Origin of the sequence: Xanthomonas sp. DAR33341, from assembly GCF_003992815.1 — a bacterium.
GTDB classification, from domain to species: Bacteria; Pseudomonadota; Gammaproteobacteria; order Xanthomonadales; family Xanthomonadaceae; genus Xanthomonas; species Xanthomonas cissicola.
The window spans coordinates 104,027-125,702 of record NZ_QEYV01000023.1 but is presented as its reverse complement, the minus strand read 5'-3'; the positions used below and the strand labels follow the sequence as shown (position 1 = coordinate 125,702).

General features: G+C 62.5%; 18 protein-coding genes. 6 read left to right on the top strand and 12 right to left on the bottom strand.

Annotated elements, in window-relative coordinates:
- Positions 1–27: 27 nt before the first annotated feature.
- Together EO156_RS09200 and EO156_RS09195 are read right to left on the bottom strand one after the other, a co-directional pair.
- Complete coding sequence (locus EO156_RS09200) at positions 28–657, bottom strand: alpha-ketoglutarate-dependent dioxygenase AlkB (RefSeq protein WP_016849381.1); 630 nt, start codon at positions 655–657, stop codon at positions 28–30.
- A 31-nt stretch (positions 658–688) separates the two neighbouring features.
- A complete protein-coding gene (locus EO156_RS09195) occupies positions 689–871 on the bottom strand; it encodes a hypothetical protein (RefSeq protein ID WP_026006896.1) in 183 nt (60 codons plus the stop codon).
- On the opposite strand from EO156_RS09195, the gene EO156_RS09190 reads away from it, so the two are divergent.
- Positions 819–1,811 carry an SDR family oxidoreductase gene (locus tag EO156_RS09190; protein WP_016849380.1) on the top strand — a complete coding sequence of 331 codons (993 nt, stop codon included), beginning with the start codon at positions 819–821 and terminating at the stop codon, positions 1,809–1,811. The genes EO156_RS09195 and EO156_RS09190 overlap by 53 nt on opposite strands.
- 274 nt (positions 1,812–2,085) lie before the next feature.
- Positions 2,086–4,437 (top strand): GH92 family glycosyl hydrolase, encoded by a 2,352-nt coding sequence (locus tag EO156_RS09185; RefSeq protein WP_016849379.1) that lies wholly within the window; start codon positions 2,086–2,088, stop codon positions 4,435–4,437.
- Positions 4,438–4,474: 37 nt separating this feature from the next.
- Here the strand turns inward: EO156_RS09185 and EO156_RS09180 are convergent, their stop codons facing one another.
- Positions 4,475–5,398, bottom strand: coding sequence for a hypothetical protein (locus EO156_RS09180; RefSeq protein WP_016849378.1), 924 nt, complete (start codon positions 5,396–5,398; stop codon positions 4,475–4,477).
- A gap of 258 nt (positions 5,399–5,656) precedes the next feature.
- Here EO156_RS09180 and EO156_RS09175 point away from each other — a divergent pair, with 258 nt between their 5' ends.
- Together EO156_RS09175 and EO156_RS09170 are read left to right on the top strand one after the other, a co-directional pair.
- A complete protein-coding gene (locus tag EO156_RS09175) occupies positions 5,657–6,559 on the top strand; it encodes an SDR family oxidoreductase (protein WP_016849377.1) in 903 nt (300 codons plus the stop codon).
- Positions 6,556–8,361 (top strand): glycoside hydrolase family 15 protein, encoded by a 1,806-nt coding sequence (locus EO156_RS09170; RefSeq protein WP_016849376.1) that lies wholly within the window; start codon positions 6,556–6,558, stop codon positions 8,359–8,361. Before EO156_RS09175 ends, EO156_RS09170 begins: the two co-directional genes overlap by 4 nt.
- Positions 8,362–8,490: 129 nt before the next feature.
- Here EO156_RS09170 and EO156_RS09165 read toward each other — a convergent pair whose 3' ends face one another.
- The 3 genes from EO156_RS09165 to EO156_RS09155 form a co-directional block, all read right to left on the bottom strand.
- A complete protein-coding gene (locus EO156_RS09165) occupies positions 8,491–9,969 on the bottom strand; it encodes a glycoside hydrolase family 30 protein (RefSeq protein ID WP_026006895.1) in 1,479 nt (492 codons plus the stop codon).
- Positions 9,970–10,301: 332 nt separating this feature from the next.
- Entirely contained in the window at positions 10,302–11,171 is an 870-nt protein-coding gene (locus tag EO156_RS09160; RefSeq protein WP_016849374.1) for an NAD(P)H-hydrate dehydratase, read from the bottom strand.
- Positions 11,171–11,950: a histidine phosphatase family protein gene (locus EO156_RS09155; RefSeq protein WP_016849373.1), complete on the bottom strand. Its 780-nt coding sequence runs from the start codon at positions 11,948–11,950 to the stop codon at positions 11,171–11,173. The genes EO156_RS09160 and EO156_RS09155 overlap by 1 nt, the downstream gene beginning before the upstream one ends.
- A 215-nt stretch (positions 11,951–12,165) precedes the next feature.
- Between EO156_RS09155 and EO156_RS09150 the strand changes: the two genes are divergently transcribed.
- Entirely contained in the window at positions 12,166–12,795 is a 630-nt protein-coding gene (locus EO156_RS09150) for a TetR/AcrR family transcriptional regulator (RefSeq protein ID WP_011050748.1), read from the top strand.
- Positions 12,796–12,857: 62 nt separating this feature from the next.
- Here the strand turns inward: EO156_RS09150 and xopAV are convergent, their stop codons facing one another.
- Positions 12,858–13,634, bottom strand: a complete 777-nt coding sequence (gene xopAV / locus EO156_RS09145) for a type III secretion system effector XopAV (RefSeq protein ID WP_029828301.1) — start codon at positions 13,632–13,634, stop codon at positions 12,858–12,860.
- Positions 13,635–14,042: 408 nt separating this feature from the next.
- On the opposite strand from xopAV, the gene EO156_RS09135 reads away from it, so the two are divergent.
- Positions 14,043–15,617, top strand: coding sequence for a serine/threonine-protein kinase (locus EO156_RS09135; RefSeq protein WP_016851300.1), 1,575 nt, complete (start codon positions 14,043–14,045; stop codon positions 15,615–15,617).
- A gap of 246 nt (positions 15,618–15,863) precedes the next feature.
- Here the strand turns inward: EO156_RS09135 and EO156_RS09130 are convergent, their stop codons facing one another.
- From EO156_RS09130 to EO156_RS09110, 5 genes are all read right to left on the bottom strand, one after another.
- Entirely contained in the window at positions 15,864–16,130 is a 267-nt protein-coding gene (locus EO156_RS09130) for a hypothetical protein (protein ID WP_016851301.1), read from the bottom strand.
- 389 nt (positions 16,131–16,519) lie between these two features.
- Positions 16,520–18,841, bottom strand: coding sequence for a restriction endonuclease subunit S (locus EO156_RS09125; protein ID WP_126936746.1), 2,322 nt, complete (start codon positions 18,839–18,841; stop codon positions 16,520–16,522).
- The gene (locus EO156_RS09120; RefSeq protein ID WP_016851303.1) at positions 18,838–20,307 is read right to left on the bottom strand and encodes a class I SAM-dependent DNA methyltransferase; all 1,470 of its coding nucleotides are present in this window, start codon (positions 20,305–20,307) and stop codon (positions 18,838–18,840) included. Before EO156_RS09120 ends, EO156_RS09125 begins: the two co-directional genes overlap by 4 nt.
- Before the next feature lie 4 nt (positions 20,308–20,311).
- Positions 20,312–21,034 carry a hypothetical protein gene (locus EO156_RS09115; protein WP_016851304.1) on the bottom strand — a complete coding sequence of 241 codons (723 nt, stop codon included), beginning with the start codon at positions 21,032–21,034 and terminating at the stop codon, positions 20,312–20,314.
- Positions 21,034–21,669 (bottom strand): helix-turn-helix domain-containing protein, encoded by a 636-nt coding sequence (locus tag EO156_RS09110; protein WP_016851305.1) that lies wholly within the window; start codon positions 21,667–21,669, stop codon positions 21,034–21,036. The genes EO156_RS09115 and EO156_RS09110 overlap by 1 nt, the downstream gene beginning before the upstream one ends.
- Between the last annotated feature and the right edge of the window lie 7 nt (positions 21,670–21,676).

Here is a 21,676-nt window from a genome sequence, read left to right as displayed (position 1 = left end):
CCGCTCCATCGAGCCCAAGCATGTGCCTTACGACTGCACGGGCTCCCAATGTGGGCCATGCTGCCCGGCCGCCATGCGCTGGGCCGGGCGCACGCGAAACACCACACTGATGCGCTCGCCCACCGCGCGCGTGCTCTTGGCAATACCGTGCACGTGCGTGTGTTGCGAGGCGTGGCTCATCGCCAGCAGGCTCCCTGGTGCCAGCTCCAGCGCAACTGCCCGCGTGCTGCCGTCCTTGGCGCGCAGTTGCATCCGGCGCGGTGTACCCAGCGACAGCAGCGCGATGGGGTGCGGTGCCACCAGCGTGTGTAGCGCGTCGTGATGCATTGCCACGCTGTCGCGCCCATCGCGGTACAGGTTCAAGCCCACTGCGTTGTACGGCGCCGGGAGCACCGCCTGCACCGCATCGAGCAAGCGCTGCAGCGGCAACCCCGCAGGCAATGCATCATCCAACCGATACGAGGCCAGCAGGCGCGGCACGTCCACCACACGGTCGTACATTTCGCGGCGCTGGCTGCGCCAATCGGCGCCATCGCGCAATGCGTCGAACGCCTCCTGCGCCAGTGCAGGCGGCAGCAGGTGCGGCCAATAGCGCACGCCGCCTTGCTGGTCGTGCAGCACCTGCAGCGGTGCGATAGGAGCGTTGAACAAATCCATCAGCCCGATATGCGGGCGCCTGCAGCCGATTTCAGCGCCACGCTGTCATCACGCATGGCGCCAGCCCGACCAGTTCAGCTTCACGCTGCGGTACGCAAAGCGCCGCACCGTGTTCACGCACGGCGATCAAGCATGCCTGCTCGTTCTTGTGGAGACATCCCATGCATCGCACCCCTCCTGCCCACGTGGTGATTTCCGGCGCGTCCAGCGGCATCGGCCAAGCCACTGCAGAAGCATTCGCCGAACAAGGCGCGCGCCTGGTGCTGGCCGCACGCGGCGAAGACGCCCTCGATGCGGTTGCCGAACGCTGCCGTGCGCGAGGTGCCGAGGTCTTGGTGGTGCCCACCGACGTCAAACATGCCGAACAGGTCGAGGCACTGGCGACCAGCGCGCAGAGTTTTCTGGGGCGCATCGACCTGTGGTTTGGCAATGTCGGGGTGGGCGCAGTCGGCAAATTCCATGAGGTACCGATGGAAGCGAGCGCGGCCGTGATCCACGCCAACCTGCTCGGTCGCATGCACGACGCCCATGCGGTGATCCCCATCTTCGTCGAACAAGGCCACGGCATCTTCGTCAACATGATCTCGTCGGGCGGCTTTGCATCCACGCCATTTGCGGCGGCGTACGGCGCCAGCAAATTCGGGCAACGCGGCTTTTCCGAAGCGTTGCGCGCCGAGTTGAGCGACTACCCGCACATCCACGTGTGCGACATGTACCCGTACTTCGTGGATACGCCGGGCCTGCGCCATGGTGCCAATTACGTGGGCCGCCGCATCAGCGGGCCACCGCTGATGCTGGACACCCGCACCGTCGCGGCAGCTGTCGTGCGCCTGCTGGACCGGCCACGCAACACGGTGGTGTTGGGCACTGCCGTCCATGCGATGCGTCTAGGCCATGCGCTGGCGCCGCAGGCCCTGGCACGCGCCATGTACCGCTTCTTCGACCGTTATTTTGCGCAGGCACCCCGGGTGGCGCGTTCCACCGGCAATGTGTTCGCAGCACCCAGCATTGCCGGCGGCATTGCCGGCGGCATCGACGGTGGCTACCGGCGGCGCCCCAGGTTGCGCGCACGTTCTACACGCGACAAGGTGTTGATCGGTGCGGCCGCTGCAGCAGTGACGGGCTTGGCGGTGCTGGCTTTACGACGCAGGTGAGTCGCTGAGATCCGCGATTGCGGTGGCGACAGTTGCGCGCTCTTGCCAGAGATTTCCAGACGCTGCGGCAAGGTGGGAAGCAGACCGGCCTCAATGCGACACGACAGCGGCGAGCGTGCGCGCCACTGTGCATGCCGATGGGCCACACCTAGATCACGACGCGTCTGCTCAGCGAACCCAACCATGACGGCGATGGCCATCGCACATCCTCAGGTGTGGCAGGCCCACGCGGCTGTGCTACGGTCCGGCGCTGCATCCGCCTGGAGCACTCTGCATGCCGTCTCGCTTGATCGCCCCACGTCGGGCTCGTTGGCTGGCAGCGCTTGCCGCCGTCATCGCAGTTTTCGGCAACGCTGCGCCGCGCACGCCTGCAATTGCCTTCGACGCAGTCGACCCGTTCATTGGCACCGGTGGCGAAGGCCACACCTATCCTGGTGCCACGGTGCCGTTCGGCATGGTGCAGCTGAGCCCGGATACGCAAATCAAGCCGCGCAAGGACGCCTATGGCTGGGCGGCCGGCTACCGGCATAGCGACACCACCATCGTCGGGTTCTCGCACACGCATTTTTCCGGTTCCGGGCATTCGGATCTGGGCGACATCCTGCTGATGCCGCAAGCTGGCGACATCAAACTCGAACGCGGGGATGCCAGCAAGCCGGGCAGCGGCTATACCGCGCAGTTCGACCACACCAGCGAACAGGCGCAGCCCGGCTATTACGCCGTGACCTTGAACGACCGCAATATCCGCGCCGAACTCACTGCCAGCGCGCGTGTGGGCGTGCATCGCTATCGGTTCCCGAAAGGCACGCCGGCGCATGTGCTGGTCGACCTGCGCACCAGCCTGTACGACTACCCTGGCAAGGTGCAGTGGTCGCGGCTGCGTGTGCGCAGCGATGGCACGGTGACCGGCTTTCGCGAAACACGCGGTTGGGCGCCCGGCCGGCAGTTGTATTTCGCCATGCGTTTCTCGCGCCCGCTCACTGCCACCCAACTCCATGACACCGAACAGGACATCCCGTACAAGGGCTTTCCACCGCCGGGCGAGAAGAATCCTGCGCAGCGCGCGCAGATCGAAGGCCGGCAACTGGTCGGTGTGTTCGATGTCGCCAACGACGGCACACCGCTGGTGGTGAAGGTGGCGCTCTCGCCGGTCAGCGAGGCCGGTGCCATCGCCAACCTCGATGCCGAAGTGCCTGGCTTCGATTTCGATCGCGTCCGCGCCGATGCACGCGCGCAATGGACGCAGGCGCTGTCGGCGATCGATGCACAAGGCACCACGCAACAACGCACCCAGCTCTACACTGCGCTGTATCACACCCTGCTGGGGCCAACGCTGTTCATGGACAGCGACGGCCGCTACCGCGGGCCAGACAATGCGGTGCATCAAGCAACTGGCTGGACCAACTATTCCACCTTCTCGCTGTGGGACACCTACCGCGCCTTGCATCCGCTGCTCACCCTGGTGCAGCCGGCGCAACGCAGCAGCGATGTGGTCAATTCGCTGCTCGCCTCGCGTCGCGAAAGCGCCTACGGCATCCTGCCGATATGGGCATTCCACGGCCTGGAAACCTGGTGCATGATCGGCTACCACGCCGTCCCGGTGATTGCCGACGCGTACATGAAAGGCATCGGCGGCTTCGATGCAGAGGAAGCCTTGCAGGCCATGGTCGCCAGCGCCAACTACGGCCCTTACGATGGCATTGCGCAATACCGCGAGCTGGGCTACGTGCCCATCGACGAAGAAGGCGAAGCCGCATCCAAGACGCTGGAATATGCCTTCGACGACTGGACCATCGCGCGCATGGCCGACAGGCTCGGCAAGGCCGAGATTGCCGCCGAGTTCACCAAGCGCGCCGGCAACTGGAAGCACGCCTTCGACCCGGCCACCGGCTACATGCGCGCGCGCACCCGCGCCGGCAACTTCCGCGAGCCGTTCGACCCATCTGCCAGCGGCTACGGCAGCGACTACACCGAAGGCAATGCGTGGCAATACTCCTGGTACGTGCCGCAGGACGTGGCCGGACTGGCCGCCGCGCATGGCGGCGAGGACACATTGCTTGCCCGGCTGGATGCGGTGTTCGATGCCAAGGTGGACCCGAAGGTCTTCGAGCATATGGAAGACATCACCGGCCTGATCGGCTGGTACGCGCACGGCAACGAACCCAGCCACCACGTTGCCTATCTGTACGCGTATGCCGGCCAACCGTGGCGCACGCAGGCACGCCTGACCCAAATCATGCGCAGCCAGTATCACGCCGGCCCCGAAGGCCTGGCCGGCAACGACGACCTCGGCCAGATGTCGGCGTGGTATGTGTTCACCGCGCTGGGCTTCTACCCGGTGGCGCCTGGCAGCAACCAGTACATCATCGGCCGCCCCTTCCTGCCACGCGCCACGCTCAACCTGCCCAATGGCAAGCGTTTTGCGGTGATTGCCGAGGGCTTGAGCGATGCACGCAGCTACGTGGGCAGCGCCACGCTCAACGGCAAACCGTTGACCCGCGCTTACGTGACCCACGAACAAATCCTGGCCGGCGGCGAACTGCGTTTCCGTATGCAGGCGACACCGAATCAGCAGTGGGCGACCGACCCAGCGCAGCGGCCGTATTCGATGTCGGCGCAGCGATAACAAAAGGAAGGGCTGCATTCGCAGCCCTTCATTGAAGCTATTGCTCAGCCTTTCCTGATGGAGTTCCGGTCTTACCGGAGCGCCGCTTGTTCCATCCATCAATCCATTGGCTGCCGCTTGCTGGCGACGACACAGGAGCTTGCGAAGAGGATGGCGGAGCCACCGCAGTCTCCGCTGGCTTGATCGAAACAGCGCTTTCGTCTGCAAGCGCGTAGGCCGTCGCTGCTCCGGGTACAGGTGCAGCATCTGCTGTCCTGGCAACTGAACCGGGGATCGGCAACTGGGCCTTTTCCGTCAAAGTCCCTGTCCTGACACCTAACACCTTGTCGCTGAATTCTTGGATGCACCCATCGGCGGAACGACGCAAGCGCATCTTCAAATCGGCAGCCTGATTCGCCAGTAACTGCTTGTAGCTAGGCGCATCTGCAGTGTATTCCGGCACACGGACGCAAAGACCCTCGGCAACCTTGGATTTCTTTGCAGTATCAATCAGCTGCAACTTCGCGACATAAATCACGCGATAGTTATTCCAGTCGGTTGGAAAGTAGATAGAACTCCAATTGGTTGTCTGTACATCAAGCACAAGACCGCCATCCGGAAACATCTTGGACATTTCAGCAGCACTCGATGTTGGCTTAATAACACGTCCCTGCTCGACGGGTATCGCGAGCTGCGTCGAAAGCGTCTGTGCAAGATGAGAAGCAATATGGTCTGCGGGATCTTCGACCTGGTTATCGCGCACGATCGCGTTACCTGCGCTGACAGCAGCAAGTGCCCCAATCAATCCAAACGTGACCTTTGTAGCGGTGGTGGCGACAAACGCGGGCATCTCGTGCCGGGTCACGGTGATCTTGCTTGCCTTGCGGTGTTCCAGATCTGCCAGATCTGCTTTTACGAGTTTCTGACTCACACAGCCGCACAACGCCAAAGCGACCGCACAGGCCGCAAGCATCTTCAACATCTCTATCCCCTGATTTATTCGCCGTTGCTCGGCGATCCCCCGCGCCAGATTTGGTGCGTACCTCACATCATATGACAGACGCTTGGCTTATGGCAGAGCCTGCTGCTGTCGACCAATGCAATACAGGACTGCGGCATAAGCGCATTCACATGATGCACAACATTCGTTCACCCGTGCGCATCGTGTCGGTTTCCACACTAGCCGTCATTGGTACGCGTTATTGCGTGCCTGTCCATCCCCCAATGCAGGAGAGCGTGCATGTCCAGCACCAAGAATCAGTATGAGATGCAAAACCCCTTGACTCAATTTCCGCAGCCGCAGTTTCCGGAACAGACCCAAGAAGCACCGGGCACTGTTCATGAGCTGCAACCCAAAGCCGACCATTGCGAACAGAGCTACAAGGGCTTCGGTCGCTTACAGGGCCGCAAGGCGTTGATCACTGGTGCAGATTCAGGCATCGGCCGCGCCACCGCCATCGCGTTCGCGCGCGAAGGCGCGGACATCGTGCTCAATTACCTGCCGGAAGAAAAGCAGGACGCCGCGGAAGTGGTGCAACTGATCCAGGCAGAAGGGCGCAAAGCCATCAGCGTTCCGGGCGACCTCAAGAACGAGGCGTTTTGCACCGAACTGGTGGACCGTGCAGTGAAGGAGCTTGGCGGCCTGGACGTGCTGGTCAATATCGCAGGCAAACAGACCGCCGTGAAAGACATCGCAGACATCACCACCGAGCAGTTCGACGCCACCTACAAGACCAACGTCTATGCGATGTTCTGGTTGTGCAAGGCCGCCATCCCGCATCTGCCGCCGGGCGCATCGATCATCAACACCGGTTCGATCCAGTCGTATCAGCCCTCGCCTACACTGCTCGACTACGCCTCCACGAAGGCGGCCATCGTCAACTTCACCAAGGGGCTGGCGCAGCAGATCGCCGAGAAGGGGATCCGCGTCAACGCAGTCGCGCCCGGCCCGGTATGGACGCCGCTGCAGCCCAGCGGTGGTCAGCCGCCGGAGAAGATTCCCGATTTCGGCTCTGAAACGCCGCTCAAGCGCGCCGGCCAGCCGGTAGAAATGGCGCCGCTTTACGTGATTCTGGCATCGCAGGAATCGAGCTACGTCACTGGCGAAGTGTTCGGTGCCACCGGCGGCCTGCTGCTGTCTTGAGTCGCACCGGCGCCGACTTCCAACGCGATGCCACCGGCACCTTGCCGATTGCTGCGTATGCGGCGATCGGCGACGGGCGCACGGTGGCGTTATGCGGTGCGGACGGCAGCATCGACTGGTGGTGCGTGCCGAAAATGGACTCGCCGCCGTTGTTCGATCGTCTATTGGATGCAGGCGAAGGCGGCTATTTCACCCTCACGCCGCAACAGCTGCAGCATGTACAACGCCGATACCGCGACGGCAGCAATATTCTCGAAACGACCTTCGCCACCGCAACCGGCAGCGCACGTCTGACCGAGTCGCTCAACAGCGGCGAAGCCGGCCGGCTGCCGTGGTCGGAACTTGCGCGACGCATCGAAGGCATCGAAGGCAGCGTGGTCTTCGACCTGATCTACCGGCCCGGCACCCGTGCCGGCGAAGCCACACCCTGGCAAAGCGAGACGCCGAACGGCCGTGTGCATCACGTCGGCCCGCTCATGACCATGCTGCGCTACGACAAGGATGCAGCGCAGCTGTTGCAGTGCGACGACCGCGGCGTGCACGCCACGCTGGCGATCGGCGCAGGCGACACACAGGTGGTCGCGTTGCTGGCCGCCGAAGAAGATGCGCTACCGGTGCCCGCGCTGGAAGACATCGGTGGGCGCATCGAGCGCAGCGACCAGGAGTGGCGCGAATGGAGCGGCAACCTGTCTTACGCCAATGGTTACCACGATGCGGTCGTGCGCTCTGCGCTGGCGCTCAAATTTCTATGGTTTTCGCCGACGGGCGCCATTGCCGCCGCGGTCACCACGTCATTGCCGGAGCAGATTGGCGCAAATGGCAATTGGGATTATCGCTATGCCTGGGTCCGCGATGCCGCCTACACCACCAAGGCCTTCCTGCGCGTAGGCGCATTGGCCGATGCCAAGGCTGCGTTTAGCTGGTTGATGCGCACCATCCGCCAGCATCGGCCAGGCGTGCGCCCCTGCTACACCCTGGAGGGCGCGTTGGTGCCCGACGAGCGCGTGATCGACCTTCCCGGCTATCGCAATACGCGTCCGGTGCGCGTCGGCAACACCGCCAACAACCAGCTGCAGCTGTGCCTGTACGGCGACATCTTCGAAATGGCCGCGCGCTTTCTCGATGCCGGCCACATCCTGGACCAGGAAACCGCACGCCAGTTGTTCGAGCTCGGCAACGAATGCGCAAACACCTGGATGCGCAAGGACGCCGGCTTCTGGGAACTGGAAGCCGCCGAGCATTACACCATGTCCAAAGTGGAATGCTGGCTGGCGCTGCGCCGCGCCAGCGAGCTGGCCAAGGCCGGCCATCTCTCCACCGCGATGCTGCCACGCTGGGAGCGCGAACAGGCGCGCATTCTCGCGTGGATCGATGTGCACTGCTGGTCCGACACCAAGCAGGCTTATACTTTCTACGCGGGCACCGACGACCTGGACGCGAGCCTGCTGTTGGCCTCGCGCTTTGGGTTGGGCGGGCCGCGCCGCGAGCGCATGATCGCCACCCGCGATGCCATTGCCTCAGAACTCGGCAGCGATGCCTTGCTGCACCGCTACAGTGGCATGCAACAACGCGAAGGGGCATTTATTGCCTGCTCGTTCTGGCTGGTGGAAGCCTATGGCCTGCTCGGCGAGCGTGCCGAAGCCAGGCGCTTGTTCGAGCAGTTGCTGGAGCAGTTGGGCAACGATGTCGCACTGATGCCCGAGATGCTGGACACGAGCACGCGCGCCGCCCTGGGCAACGTACCGCAAGGCTTGAGCCACCTCGCGCTGATCCACGCAGCGCTAGCCGTGGATGGCGAATAAGCGCAGCGCAGCACCTGTCGCCTTCATGAGGTTGTTATCGCAGCAAACTCCTTCTCCACTCGGCAGAAGGAGCACGCTAGACGGATGCGGCTGCGCCAGATCGCAGCTCGACCAATTGCGGCAGGTCGCTTACTGCGCCAATACCACGGTCTGGATCGCATGCGCCGGAATCTCCAACGTACTGGATGCCTCGCCCACATACAGGTTGTAAGCAATCGCAACGTCGCCGGCATTCATGACCACCATGGCCAGGCTGCCATCGGTGTTGAGGAACGCCGTGGTCGCCAGATTGCTACGGCTGCTGGCTGAGCTGACCCGCCGTGCGCCCGGCCGGATGAATTTGGAAAAGTGGCCGATATACCAATAGCTCGGCGTATAGATCACCGCGCCCGTGCGCGTATCGGCATGCACCGGCGCAAAGCAGTAATTGCCCACGTGGTTCGGCCCACCATGCTGGTCGAGCAGAATGTTCCAGTCCGTCCAGCCCACTGCGCCATGATTGAGGTCGTTGATGATGGCCGTGCCGTAGCGTTCGCCATTGGGCCAATACTGCAATTTGGCCGGGTCGAACTTTTCCACCGCCGCTTCGGTCAACAGCAAGTGCTTGTCCGGGTACGCCTGCGCCACTGCCGCCACGTTCTCCACCATCGGCTCGAATCCGGCCCAGGTTTCATACCAATGGAAGCCCATGCCCCATGCATATTTTGCCGCCTCCGGGTCATCGAAGATCACATGCGCGCGGTGCACCATCATGTCGCGGTTGTGGTCCCACACGATGATCTTGCGCTCGCCGTAGCCGGCGCTGGCCATGGTGGGCCCAAGATGATGCTTCAAGAAGTCGCGCTCTTCCTCGGCCGAAAACAGCATGGACTCCCAGGTCTGCACCGCCATCGGCTCGTTCTGCAGGCTGATGCCCCAGATGGGGATGCCCGCTTTTTCGTATGCCGCGATAAACCGCGTGTAGTAGCTTGCCCAGGCCTGCGCGTACTCGGGCAATAGCTTGCCGCCCTTGAGCATGTTGTTGCTGTCTTTCATGAAGGCAGGCGCGCTCCATGGGCTGGCAAACGTGGTGAGCTTGCCGCCGGCCGCCGCAATCGCCTGGCGCAACATCGGGATGCGGTACTTGGCATCGTGCTTGACCGAAAAACTCTTCAGCGCCGCATCGCCCTCCTTGATGTAGGTGTAGCTGCCGCTGCTGAAATCCGAGCTATGGATGGTGGTACGCGCCAGCGTGTAGCCAATGCCCTGCTGCGGATCGTAGTACGCCGTGAGCAGCGCACGTTGCGCACGCTTGGGCAGCTTGGCAAAGGTCTCTGCGCTGGAATCGGTGATCGCGCCGCCGATGCCCAACAGTTCCTGAAATTGCCGTTGCGGATTGACGAAGATGGAGTTTTCTTTTTCGGTCAGCGGATGCCCGTTGGCAGGAGCAGCAGCCGTGCTGACGCGCATCTGCTGCGTGGCGCCTTGAGAACTGGTGTAGATGCGCAGTGCACCAGTGCTGCTCACCGCTGGCGAGATCTGATCTACCGCTGTTGGCGTCGCTGCGGATGCAACAGCCGTCGCTGCTGCACTCGCGCTCATCACTGTGCCCAGCCCCATCCCTAACATCCCCACCACCGACCACGTCATCGCTCGCTTCACCGCGCACCCTCCCAGGTAGATCGCGCAAGCCTAACCGACCAACGCGCCGCAGCATTGCAGGACAAACGAGCGCAAGCGCAGTGCGGTGTGACATCAGACTTCCTTCTCCCGTCGGGACATTGCCCCCCTTCATGGGAGAGAAGGTGACGCGCAGCGCCGGATGAGGGTACGTGAGCACTTAAAGGTGCCGGCCGCGCGCGTAATGCGTCGCGAACAAAACAACGTAAAAGACTTCAATCCTCACCAATCCCAGCAGCCTTACCCTCACCCCAACCCCTCTCCCGCAGGGAGGGGCTCACTCACTTGCGCGACAAACGATCCAAAATCCCGGGCACTTCTTGTGGAATCTCGCGTGCCAGAAATCCAACCGTGCCAATCCGCCTGGACAGCTGTTTACCCGCTACCGCGTGCACAAATACACCCCACAGCGCGGCGGTCAACGCATCGCTGCCCCGCGCAGCGAAACCTGCGATCAATCCGGCCAAGGTATCGCCCGAGCCCGACGTGCCCAGCCCAGGCACACCACCGCGATGCACCCATAGCGCACCGTCAGGCCCGGCGATGAAACTGTCCGCGCCCTTGACGATCACCACGCTGCGCATCTTCCGCGCGAAGGTCACTGCGTACTGGCCGGGCGCCGCTTCCACTGCAGCCTTGTCGTCGCCGGCGAGCGTTGCCATTTCGCCGGCATGCGGCGTCAGCACGAATGGGCGCCCAGGCGACGCACGCAAGCTGCGCGACAGCGCGCCGGCGTCCAGCACCAAGGTACAGACCGCCTTGGCAGCGGCCAGCTTGACCAGCGCCGTTGTCGTCGTGGTCGACGCCATGCCCGGCCCGATCACGGCCGCGTCGCAGGCTGCCAGCGCCGCGTCCAATGCACGGTGCCCGCGCGTAATCTCGCCCTGCCCGTTCTGCCCCAGCCCCAGCACCAATGCCTCGGGCACCGCCAGGGCCATTGCCGGCGCCACGCTGGCAGCGGTGGCGATCTGCAATTTGCCGGCGCCCGCGCGCAATGCAGCTTCCCCGGCCAGCAATGCCGCACCGGGCACGCGCATCGAGCCCCCCACCACCAACACGCGCCCCCGCTGCTCCTTGTCGCCGCCGGGCGATGGCAGCGGCATCGCACGCAGTGCGGCAGCGGTCAGCGTGCGAAGCCGTGCGGCAGCCATCAGCGCGCTCCAGCCGGGCGATCGGATTCGGTGGTCACCGGCTCGTCGGCCAGCTCTGGCGGTACGAACTTGGTGCGCACCAACTGCAGCGATTGCCCATCGGTCGCGGCCGCATATTCGGTGACGCCACAATTGGGCACGTCGCCTTCGCGGTCGATGGCCAGGATGGTGGCCTCGTCCATCCGCTCGATCAGGTAACGGAAGCAATTGACGATCACCTGGTGCCCCACGATCAGCACGCGCGCACCTACATGATTGCGCTGCAGGTCGCCCACGATGCTGCGCAAGCGAAAGATCACATCGCACCAGCTCTCGCCACCAGGCGGGCGGAAATAGAACTTGCCCACCAGCTTGCGCTGCTCGGCCAGCTCCGGAAACGTCGCCAGGATGCCGGCCGTGGTGTAACGGTCGAGTACGCCGAATTCCTTCTCGCGCAGCCGCTCGTCCACGCTGACCGCATCGGTCGGCTGGCCGAGCGCACGCGCAACCGCAGCGGCGGTTTGCCGCGCGCGCACATAGGTCGAACTCAGGATCAAGGTCGGCCGCTCGTGTTCGGGAAGCCCAGCCATCCACGCGCCCAAGGCCTCGGCCTGGCGCTCGCCCAGCGCCGAGAGCGGCACGTCCGCATCGCGATGCTCCAGGTCGATCAACGTCGCGCCATTGGACTCGGCCACATCGCGCGCCACGTTGCCTGCGCTTTGCCCATGCCGCACCACCCACAGGCGCGCCGGCCACTGCGCCGACACCCCCGCAACTGCACTGTGCTCACTCACACCCATCTCCTGCATCACGTCGGCACCACGTGTCGCACAGCCGCCGTGAACAAGTGGTCGACCATGCGCGCGGCATGCGCCGCCGCGCTACCGGTGTCATACATGAGCCCGCACACCGCGCACGCTGCAAGGAACATGCGCCATAGCTCGGACCAGCGCGGCTCCAACGGATGCATAACCCTGTCTCGGTATACTGCAGGCCCCCGACACACCGCTCGCCCATGTCCAACGTCCTTCAGCTGCGCACCGCAAAACAGCGCGAAGAGCTCCTGGTAGACGACGTACTGGACGCCGCCGAACGCTGCATCGACGAGATCGGCCTTTCGGCCACCAGCTTCGAGCTCATCGCCGAACGCACCCGTCTGTCATGCGGCAGTCTGCTGCAGCGCTTCGAAGACAAGGACGCGCTGGTGCGCGCATTGCTCGAACGCAACTACATGCGCGCCATCCGTCAGATGTGGCTGGTGGAACGCCCGGCCAACGTGCACGTGGTGGACTTCATCGCCGGCCTGCTCGAAGACTGGCTGCTGCAGGAAATCAACATCAAGCGCACCCGCATCGACCTGGAGCTGCACCTGGCTACCCTGCGCGACCCGGTGCTGGCCGCCTTCATGCGCCGGCAGAGCGCATCGCTGATCGAACACCTCAGCGCATTGCTCAAGCGCCTGCTCCGCGGCCACACCGACACCGCCAGCAGCGAACACGAATTCCAGGCCCGCGTCTTCGCCGTCGCTGCCATGTGCGGCGGCCTGCACAGCGTGATGACCAGCGGCATGGAACTCAACCGCATGCATCTGCAGCTGATCCTGCGGGAGAGTTTGTCGGGCATCCTCAAGTCGGCGCCGCTGTAATCCTCAAGCAGCACCGGCTCGCGATTGCGGGCCGCATGCTCCCGCCATTTGCCAGCGCTCACTCAGTCTGCCGACGACGTCGACGCTTCACCCGCTGCACGGGCTCTGGCTGCCTGCAAAAGCTGGGTGACCAACCTGTGCGCATCGTCGCCAACACCGCTGGCCGCTTGCCACAATTCCGGCGGCAAGCGAGAACGCTCCACCGTCATGAGGTGCAGCAGATCCGTGGCCAATACCAGCTGCTCGCCTCCGTCCATGGCAGGCCCAGGATGGTCGGCGTCGAATATGGTCACCATGTCGACCGCCTCATCCAGGCAGGCCTCGGTTGTTCCCAACTCGCTTGCCCGCTGCGCCTTCGTCGGCACTTCGTACCACCGAGCTTGCACCTCCACGTAGCGAGCGGCCATCACATCGGCCAGCCTCATCCCCAGGAATGCGGCCAGCGCTCCTACTGCCTGGCAGCTACTGACCACAGCGAGATTCTTGTAATACAGATCATCGTTGAGATAGCCGTATGCCGCCGCGGCAGGTGCCTGGAGCGCCGCAAACCCTCCGCAGAGTGCGGCCCCGGCGGCGCCCACATATGCGATCGAGCGTCCCACATTGGCGAGGTGGGCGCCATGCGGCGTGCCAGGCGCTCTCAGCGGCGCCTCGCGCACGCGCCGCCGCGGCAGGTTCTGGGCCAATTGCGTGTTGGCGTGCGGGTCGCTGGCCGGTGCAGACGGGCCGGCGTCTGCCACGGTCGCGCCCTCTTGCTGCTCGCGCCTGGCGCCTCGGCGCGTGGCAGACGTCAATGCTAAAGGTCGCATGGTCACCTCTCCGCGATCGATGCCCGCCATTGTTCCCCAGCGTGATCGGGCATGACGCATCCGGCCGAAAAACCATTGCCGAACACGAAACAAGCGGCACTGCGCTTACCAAAGCGCGCACGCGTTCCAGCCGGCACCAGCGCATCGCTGCAGGCGAACGAGCCGAGTGGCTGGCGATCGCGTGGACATTGCGCGTCGGCCACACCCGCCGGGGCGATCCCGCCGCCCCAGATGCCAAGACACGCAGCACTGGCGCAACTTCGCACACGCCTGCACCGCTTCGTGCATTGCTCCCTACGCATGCACCACTGCCTCAATGATGATGCCGGGTGACGCAGCCGACATCGCCGCTGAGCGGCTCCTGGTTCCAACGGGCGCACGCCAGTTGCCGCATGGCCGCGTGTTGCAAGCGAACCGCCCACCCACCTCCCCTGATCGTTGACCACACTGGCCTCGACCATGAAACAGATCTCCGGCAACTTCACTCTCCCTTCCACGGCGCTACGTGCAGACGCAGAGCGCGATGCGCCAGAAACTGCACAGGCGCCCGAGCAACACACCCCGCCCCATCCCGTCGCAGACCATCCGCTCAACCTGCTGGAAAAACGCAGAAGCACCACCGGCATGCTCGCCGATGAACGTAAGCGCCTGGAGGTCGTGGTGCGCCACCTGCAGGCAGCGTTGGCACCGCACACCTGGTCCTCATCCAGTAGCGATTCGCCAACGACGCCTGTCACCGGCCGCAGCCCCCGTCTCGGCCAGCAGACCGGCTCACCGACATGGGCCTGCCTGCTGGAGACACCGGCGCGCACATCCGCCCTTGCCGGCGCCGACAGCAATGACGCATTCCAGAACTTGCGCAACGCACGGCGGCTGGTCAGCGAGATGCGTCATGCCCGGCAGCACGTCGTGCTGAGCCCGCGTCTTGTGAAAGCGCTGACCAGCCGCTCCGAACGCCCGGACTTGATCCAGAAGTTATCGGCATTGAAGCCAGGCGCCCTGGATGTAGACACTGGTTTTCTCAAGGTGACGCTGGAAACCGGGCACGCAGGCACTGCAGGAACGCTGGACGCCATGCCCACCGTCGGCACCGGCGCATCCGCCTCAACCTACGCGGTGCGGCTGGCCGAAGATCTCTGGCAGGGCGAGCAACATTGCGGACGCGACTTCATCTTCAAGGCCTTGTTGTGCACGAACCCGCAACGGCCGATCCCACTGACACTGTACGACCCTGCCACCGTTGCAGACGCACCGACGCTGCAGGAACGGATCGCTGAGCGCAGAGCCATGATCTTCCAGGAGTATCAAATGATCAGGTCGGTGGATGCAGTGCCGTATATCGTCCACGCCCATGGCGTGGTGCAGATCGAACATACCTTCGGAATTTTGCTGGAGAAAATCGACGGCATCAGCGTGCGCAGCATGATTGGCCGCGCACGCACAGCGCTGCAGCAAGGCGCCATCAGCGCAATGGAGTATCTCGGCCTGGCCCGGCAGCTGATGGCCGATGTACTGGTGGGCATCGCCTGCTGCGAAGACGCCGGCATCGTGCATCAGGACATCTCGCACAACAACGTCATGTACGACCAACCCACCAAGATCTTTCGGCTGATCGACATGGGGCTCGGTTCAGAGGAAGGCGACCCTAACCGCGGCGGCACACCGGGCTTTTACGACTTGAGCACCCCCGCCAGGCATACGCGCGACGTCTACAGCGTGGCGCAACTGCTGGTGCATGTGCTCAAGCGCCCCGACTACAACATGGGCATGATCGGGATCAATCGCCCCAAGACCGCAGACACCTTCCCCTTCATGGATGCGTTGCAGGCCCTCCCCGCCGACCACAAGCGCACGGTGGTCGGCTTCTTCAACAGCATGCTGGACGATGGAACCGGCGAACGCACCAAGGCCGAGAGACTGCTGCGCGCCCCCTTTTTCACCGAACCGCCACTCCCGCCCCGTGATCGCATGCATCGCACCTTCGAAAAACTGAAGCGCTTGCCTTCTTTCTAGCAGCAATTATTTTTAGCAGCGCCCACGGCTACAGGCGAGCGCGAGCCGACGGACCACGCAGGGTGTAGTGGCCGGGCCTAGAAGCGCGGGATTGAAAAACAAGTGAGCCAAGTGTGCACGTACGCGCACAGTCTGAGCGCTGACTCGGGTATTCAATCGGCACCGCTGCGTGCTGCCATACGCGTGCCGATCATGCGTCCATTCGGCGGTGATCCAGACGTCAAAAGATCCAGACGGCACACCTCGTCATGGCAATGGATGCGCCCCTTCGATGACAGCGCACTCCACATCGTCCAGCACCCGGCCCACCTGCTCTGCCAGTAGCTCCAGGCAGAACGCCAACTCATCCATGCAGATAGCCGGCTGCCTAGCCTGCTCTTCGGCCTGCGTGCGTGGCTGCGCCAAACGCGCCAGAAAGCGCATATGGTCGCGCAGTTGCTGCAAACGGTATTGCGCGCCTTCTGGCAGGTAGTAGCCCGGGTGTGACTGCACATCGCGTACAACGTCCGACATGGCCTGCTCCTCATTCCATGGAATCGCCCCCGCCCGCCGCAAGGCGACGGACGGGAAGTCGGGAGGCTCGAAACCGCACACAGCCGGCGGGCGTATTCCCCTTGCGGGTGTTGTATTAGCCGCCCTCCCGACACAGAGCATCGCGTCGGTTGCACTTGCAAAACATGCAGGCACAAAAAACCCACCGGTTTGTCGGAGGTGGGTACCGCTGTGTGCGGAGTTTCGAGGCTCCGTGCAGCAAGACTGCTACCGAAAAATCCATACGTCAAGCATGAATCTCGAACGCCGCTGCGAGCAGGGAAACGCATACCTAGCCAACGGCAACGAGGTTTCCTCGTCGGAGCTCAAACGACTCGTTGCCATCAGCGCGTACCCCGCACACCAAAGATTCAATTGAACAAGAAAGCTGCCTGTGACTTCGTCACCGCGCTATGACCCGTCGGGACAAGTCCATGATCGCGCATCCAGCCAAGCCACTTACCTAAGATGTCTCGCGTGAAGCGCTCCTTCGCCTCATGCCAGTTGCCGCGGAACTCGTTGATCAACCACTCGTCATCGGGATGGAGCCCCTCAGCAAGCGCATCGTTCCAGAATGCGTATAGCGTTGCGACGGCCTCCAGATCGTCCGTCTTACGCCCTTCGAATAGCGCGATAAGACGATCCAACTCCTTCCGACCAGCGCCGAGTGCGGCAGCCGCCATTTCGACAGAGCGACTGATGTTCGCCCCGATGTGATAGGAAACCTTTTCCTGCCCAGATTTGAGCACCTCGACTGAGGTCGTATACAGCCCTTCCTGAGCGGCACGCTCCTCCACCCGGTAAATCGACGTATCGAGCGGGCCCGCAGCATGACGACGATATCCATCCATCAGGCCCAAGCCCAGATGGGAATCCGCAAGGAAAAGCAACTTCATATGCGCAACACGCCCAAAGGTACGTTGCGACGCGAGCTTTGAAATGAGGTAAGCGCTGAAGTCAACAACCTCGGCGCCTGACTTCTTTTCACCACTTAAAGCTTGGCCAATCAATGCATTGGTCAAATGTTCATTCACTTGACGGGCTTCGCTGAGGCGCGATTTGAGCTGATCACAGAGCGCCATCAGTTGATCTACTTTGGCGACGATGCGCTGCTGCTCTTTGAACGGAGGAACTGGAATTATCATCTTTCGCAAATGTGTTGGGCCAAAGTGTGAAATTGCAGCTCCCTTCTTACTATTATCGATCTGCCTTGCAAATTCACTAGACCTAAGGAATAAAACCAAATAATCATCGAATAAAAATTCAAAAACTTTAAATCTGACAAGTCCCGTATATGCAATACTCCCAACCGTGTCACTGCCAATTTTGGCAACCTTCCCTAGTGACGCGCTAGCAGAAAGGACGATGTCGCCAAGTTCCAGTCTGAAATGGCTCCATTTACCTTCAGCCATATCCTCCTCAAGAAAATTGCATCCATCCAATGAAACAAAGGATCCATGCATGCCTGAGATCCTAATCAACGGGACCCCTGATGACCTAAAATCCTTCGCCATGATCCCGGGACCTTCCTGAAAGAAAGAAACATCAGGCATCCACTGCCACATCCATCCCGGGGGCAATCCAAATGGCTTATCGGCCCCATCCAGAGGCTCTAGCTGTTCTTTTATTTTCCTATTTTTAGACAAGCGTTTTTTTTCGGCCGAAAATCTCGCTATTGCCTCATGGGCCGGTTCCTCATTCGAGTCTTGCGGCACCAGCTTGCCCATCACCGCCAGTTGCAGCAGGGTTTGCTTGAGGGCGCCGATGCTGGATTCAGTGCTAAACAGGGTGTGGAAGTGATCGGCCAGGCGCTGCCAGCTTTGCGCAAAATCCTCGGCATCGCTGGCCTGGGTCAGGCTGTCCAGCAGCGCCTGCACCAGTTGGGCATGGGCACTATCGGCATCGCCCTGCCGGGCTTCCAGCCGGTCGCACAGGGTCATCAGCTCATCGACTTTGGCGACGATGCGGTGTTGTTCGGCGAGTGGGGGAATAGGGGTTAGATGAGCAATGACTTTGCTTGTATTTAGCTCAATCTGGTTGGTCGTCCCCGATGCGTTCCCCTCAAGTTCAGACTGCACTGAAGGGCTTTGAATCCAGCGCCATAAAAACACCGGCAAAAGACCAGTAGGCCGCACAATGGTGACATGAGAGTCCACAACCAGTTTTTCATCCTCCGAGCAATTCTCAACAACGCAGGCACGCCCAATAGTTCCAGTGCCAGTTGAGTTCCAAAGGATGTCGCCAGAGCGAAGAAAACGTATCGGCTCATATTTCACAAGTGATTCTGGCGCTACGAATCTCGCAGGCTTAAGGTCAAGACCAGCCCAGCGAACGCATTTTTGCGAAACGACTCTAAAATCTGACTGCTCTACATAGACCGGCCCCTTGCCACGCTGAATATATGTGCTGACCTCGCCAAGCCGGCTCCACTCCCACCCAACAGGTAGTTCGAACGGCCACTCTTCGGCTGCAACCCCCTCTAACGGCTTCGGCTTTTTGATCTGCCCGATAGCTACCAAGCGCACCTTTTCCTCGGTAATGCGCTTTAGCAACTCACTGGCCGGCTCATCATTCGGATCTTGCGGCACTAGCTTGCCGCGCACCGCCAGCTCCAGAATCAGCTCGCGCAGCTTCTTGATGCCATTGGGCGAGCCCGCCAGCAGCGGCAGGTTGCCGGTAAGCAGCGCCATCATGCCCGGCGCTCCAGCGCTTCGGCCAGCACAGCCTTGAGCTGGTCACGCAGCTCGCCAATCTCGCCTTGCAGGGCCGCGTAGTTACGCAGCAGTTCGTCCGGGTCGTGGCTGATCTGCTCGCCCACATGCGGGTTCTTACAGTCGAAGTTCCAATTGCAGTTTTGCAGCTCGTCGAAGCTGACCTTCCAGGCGAACTCGTTCTCCTGCCGCGCGGCAAAGCCATCGGCCTCGCTGCCCCACCAGGCTTCCTCGACGGCGAACTCCTCGACGCGCATGGGCTTGGTCTTGGAGTAGCTCTTGTAGCCGGCCGGGTACTGGTGCTCGTAGAACCACACGTCCTTGGTGGGCGTGCCCTTGGTGAAGAACAGCAGGTTGGTCTTGATGCCGGTGTAGGGGTTGAACACGCCATTGGGCAGGCGAACGATGGTGTGCAGGTTGCACTCGGTCAGCAGCTTTTCCTTGATGCGGCTCTTGATGCCTTCACCAAAGAGGAAGCCGTCGGGCAGCACCACAGCTGCGCGGCCGCCGTCCTTGAGCAGGTGCATGATCAGCACAAGAAACAGGTCGGCGGTTTCTCGGGTGCGGAAGGCGGCGGGGAAGTTGGTTTCGATGCCGTCTTCTTCCATGCCGCCGAACGGCGGGTTGGCGACGATGCACTCGACCCGCTCGCCCGGCCCCCAGTTGATCAAGGGGCGAGCCAGGGTGTTGTCGTGCTTGATCTGGCTGGGCACCTCGATGCCGTGCAGCACCATGTTGGTGGTGGCCAGCAGGTGCGGCAGCGGCTTCTTTTCCACGCCGAAGATGCTGGCCTGCAGGATGGCCTCGTCCTCGGCGGTGCGCACATAACGCTGGCGCTTGTGCTCGATGGCGCAGGTGAGGAAACCACCGGTGCCACAGGCCGGGTCCATCACCTTTTCATGCAGCTTGGGATCAACCATGCGCACCATGAACTCGGTCACCGGGCGCGGCGTATAGAACTCGCCTGCGTTGCCGGCGCTCTGCAGGTCGCGCAGCAGCTGCTCGTACATGTCGCCGAAGGCATGGCGCTCCTGCGCCTTGTTAAAGTCCACGCCACCCTGCATCTTATTGAGCACTTGGCGGATCAGTTGCCCGGACTTCATGTAGTTGTAGGCGTCCTGGAACACATTACGCACGACAAAGCCCAGCGGCTTGCTGTGGCGCGGTTTCAGGTCGCGCAGCCCGGGAAACAGCTCGATATCGATGAAGGTTTTCAGCTCCTCTCCGGTGATCCCTTCCGGATCAGCTGCCCAGTTGCGCCAACGCAGGCGCTGCGGCAACGGCGAACGGTAGTCCTCGTGGATGAGCTCCCATTCCTGCTCTCGGTCATCGAGGATCTTGAGGAACGACATCCACACCAGCTGGCCGATGCGCTGGGCGTCTCCGTCGACGCCGGAGTCCTTGCGCATGATGTCCTGGATGGATTTGATGGTACTGCTGATCGACATCGTGTTACCTGTTGAATGATGCAAGTGCGTCCAGCCGCGTGAAGATCAACTCCTCGCGCTGGCGATTGTTGTTGGAAGTGGCCTGAACGGCATAGCTGAAGTCGCGGTGGCGCAGGAGTTCGGCGATCCCCTGAGCGATATCTAGCCGCAATGTCGCAGATGCCTGCGCGACCTCATCGCACAGGCTGGCGCGGCCATCCACGACATTGAGGATGTCCTCGACATCCCGGCTGGCCAATGGATCATGGTTGCCGCGGCCCCGGTAGGCCTCCAGCTTGGTGCCCAGAAAGTAGGCTGGAGCGACCACGCGGATGGTCACACCTGTCGGCAGTGCGTGATCGTACGCCTCACGCAGCGCATCGGCGTACCAGCGATTGCTGAATCCGAGGACGGCAGCGTCATCCGGCATGAAATCGACGATCAGCTCGCTGGCATGTTGATCGCGCAAGCGGGTACGGCAGACGACGTCGTCGTTGGGCGAGGTGCGAAAGCCCTTACCGGCCAGCACCTGCTGCAGGCGGTACCAACTGCCCAGGCCCATGACGTGCACGATCAGGTCGACGTCTTCGGTAAAGCGAACAGCTTCCCGGCTGACCGCGTCTGTCATCAGCAGACCGGTGGTGCAGCCGCCGACGAAGGCGACTTCCGGCAGCAGGTCCGGCCCAAGCGCTTCGGCCACGCGTGCCAGCATGTGCTGCTGGATATCCCAGTTTCCAGGCGTGCCCATCACGGCACCTCCCGCAGGTATTGGGTCAGCACACCGCCGGCAAGCGCCGCCTCACGCTCACGCCCCAGCCGGATCGCGTCCACCAACGCCAGCATGGCGTACAGCTCCGCATCGCGACGTACGGCACGCGGCACGCTCTTGTAGAGCGGCTCCACGCGCTGGCCCTGCGCGCTGCCGTAGCCGTCCTCCCAGACGTAGATGTGTTGGCCTGCGGACAACAGGCGATCAACCAGCACCGGCGCTGCGTGTGCCGTGGGAATGCCACGGACGATCGGGCCCGGGCGCGCCGGGAACACATACTTCAGCCCGTTCATCACAAAGCCCAGCAGGGCACGCGTATTGGCGCGCGGGATGCCACTGCCGCGCTCGGCCACGACCAGCCCCACGTCGGCGCAACGCCGGAGCGCCTGACTGACTTCCGATTTGCTGATGCCGGTGGACTCCTCAAGGCCGCGCACGGAGAACGCGTCTTCGGCCAAGCCGCTCGCCCCCCCATCCTCCTGAGCCGCCGACATGGCCCAGCCGCGCCAGTCATCGGGAATGCCCAGCGCTGCTTTCTCGCCGCCTACAGGGACCGATTGCTGGCGCTCAAGGCTGACCAGCTTCAGCAAGAGCAGGATGTCTTGACTTTTCATGAGTAAC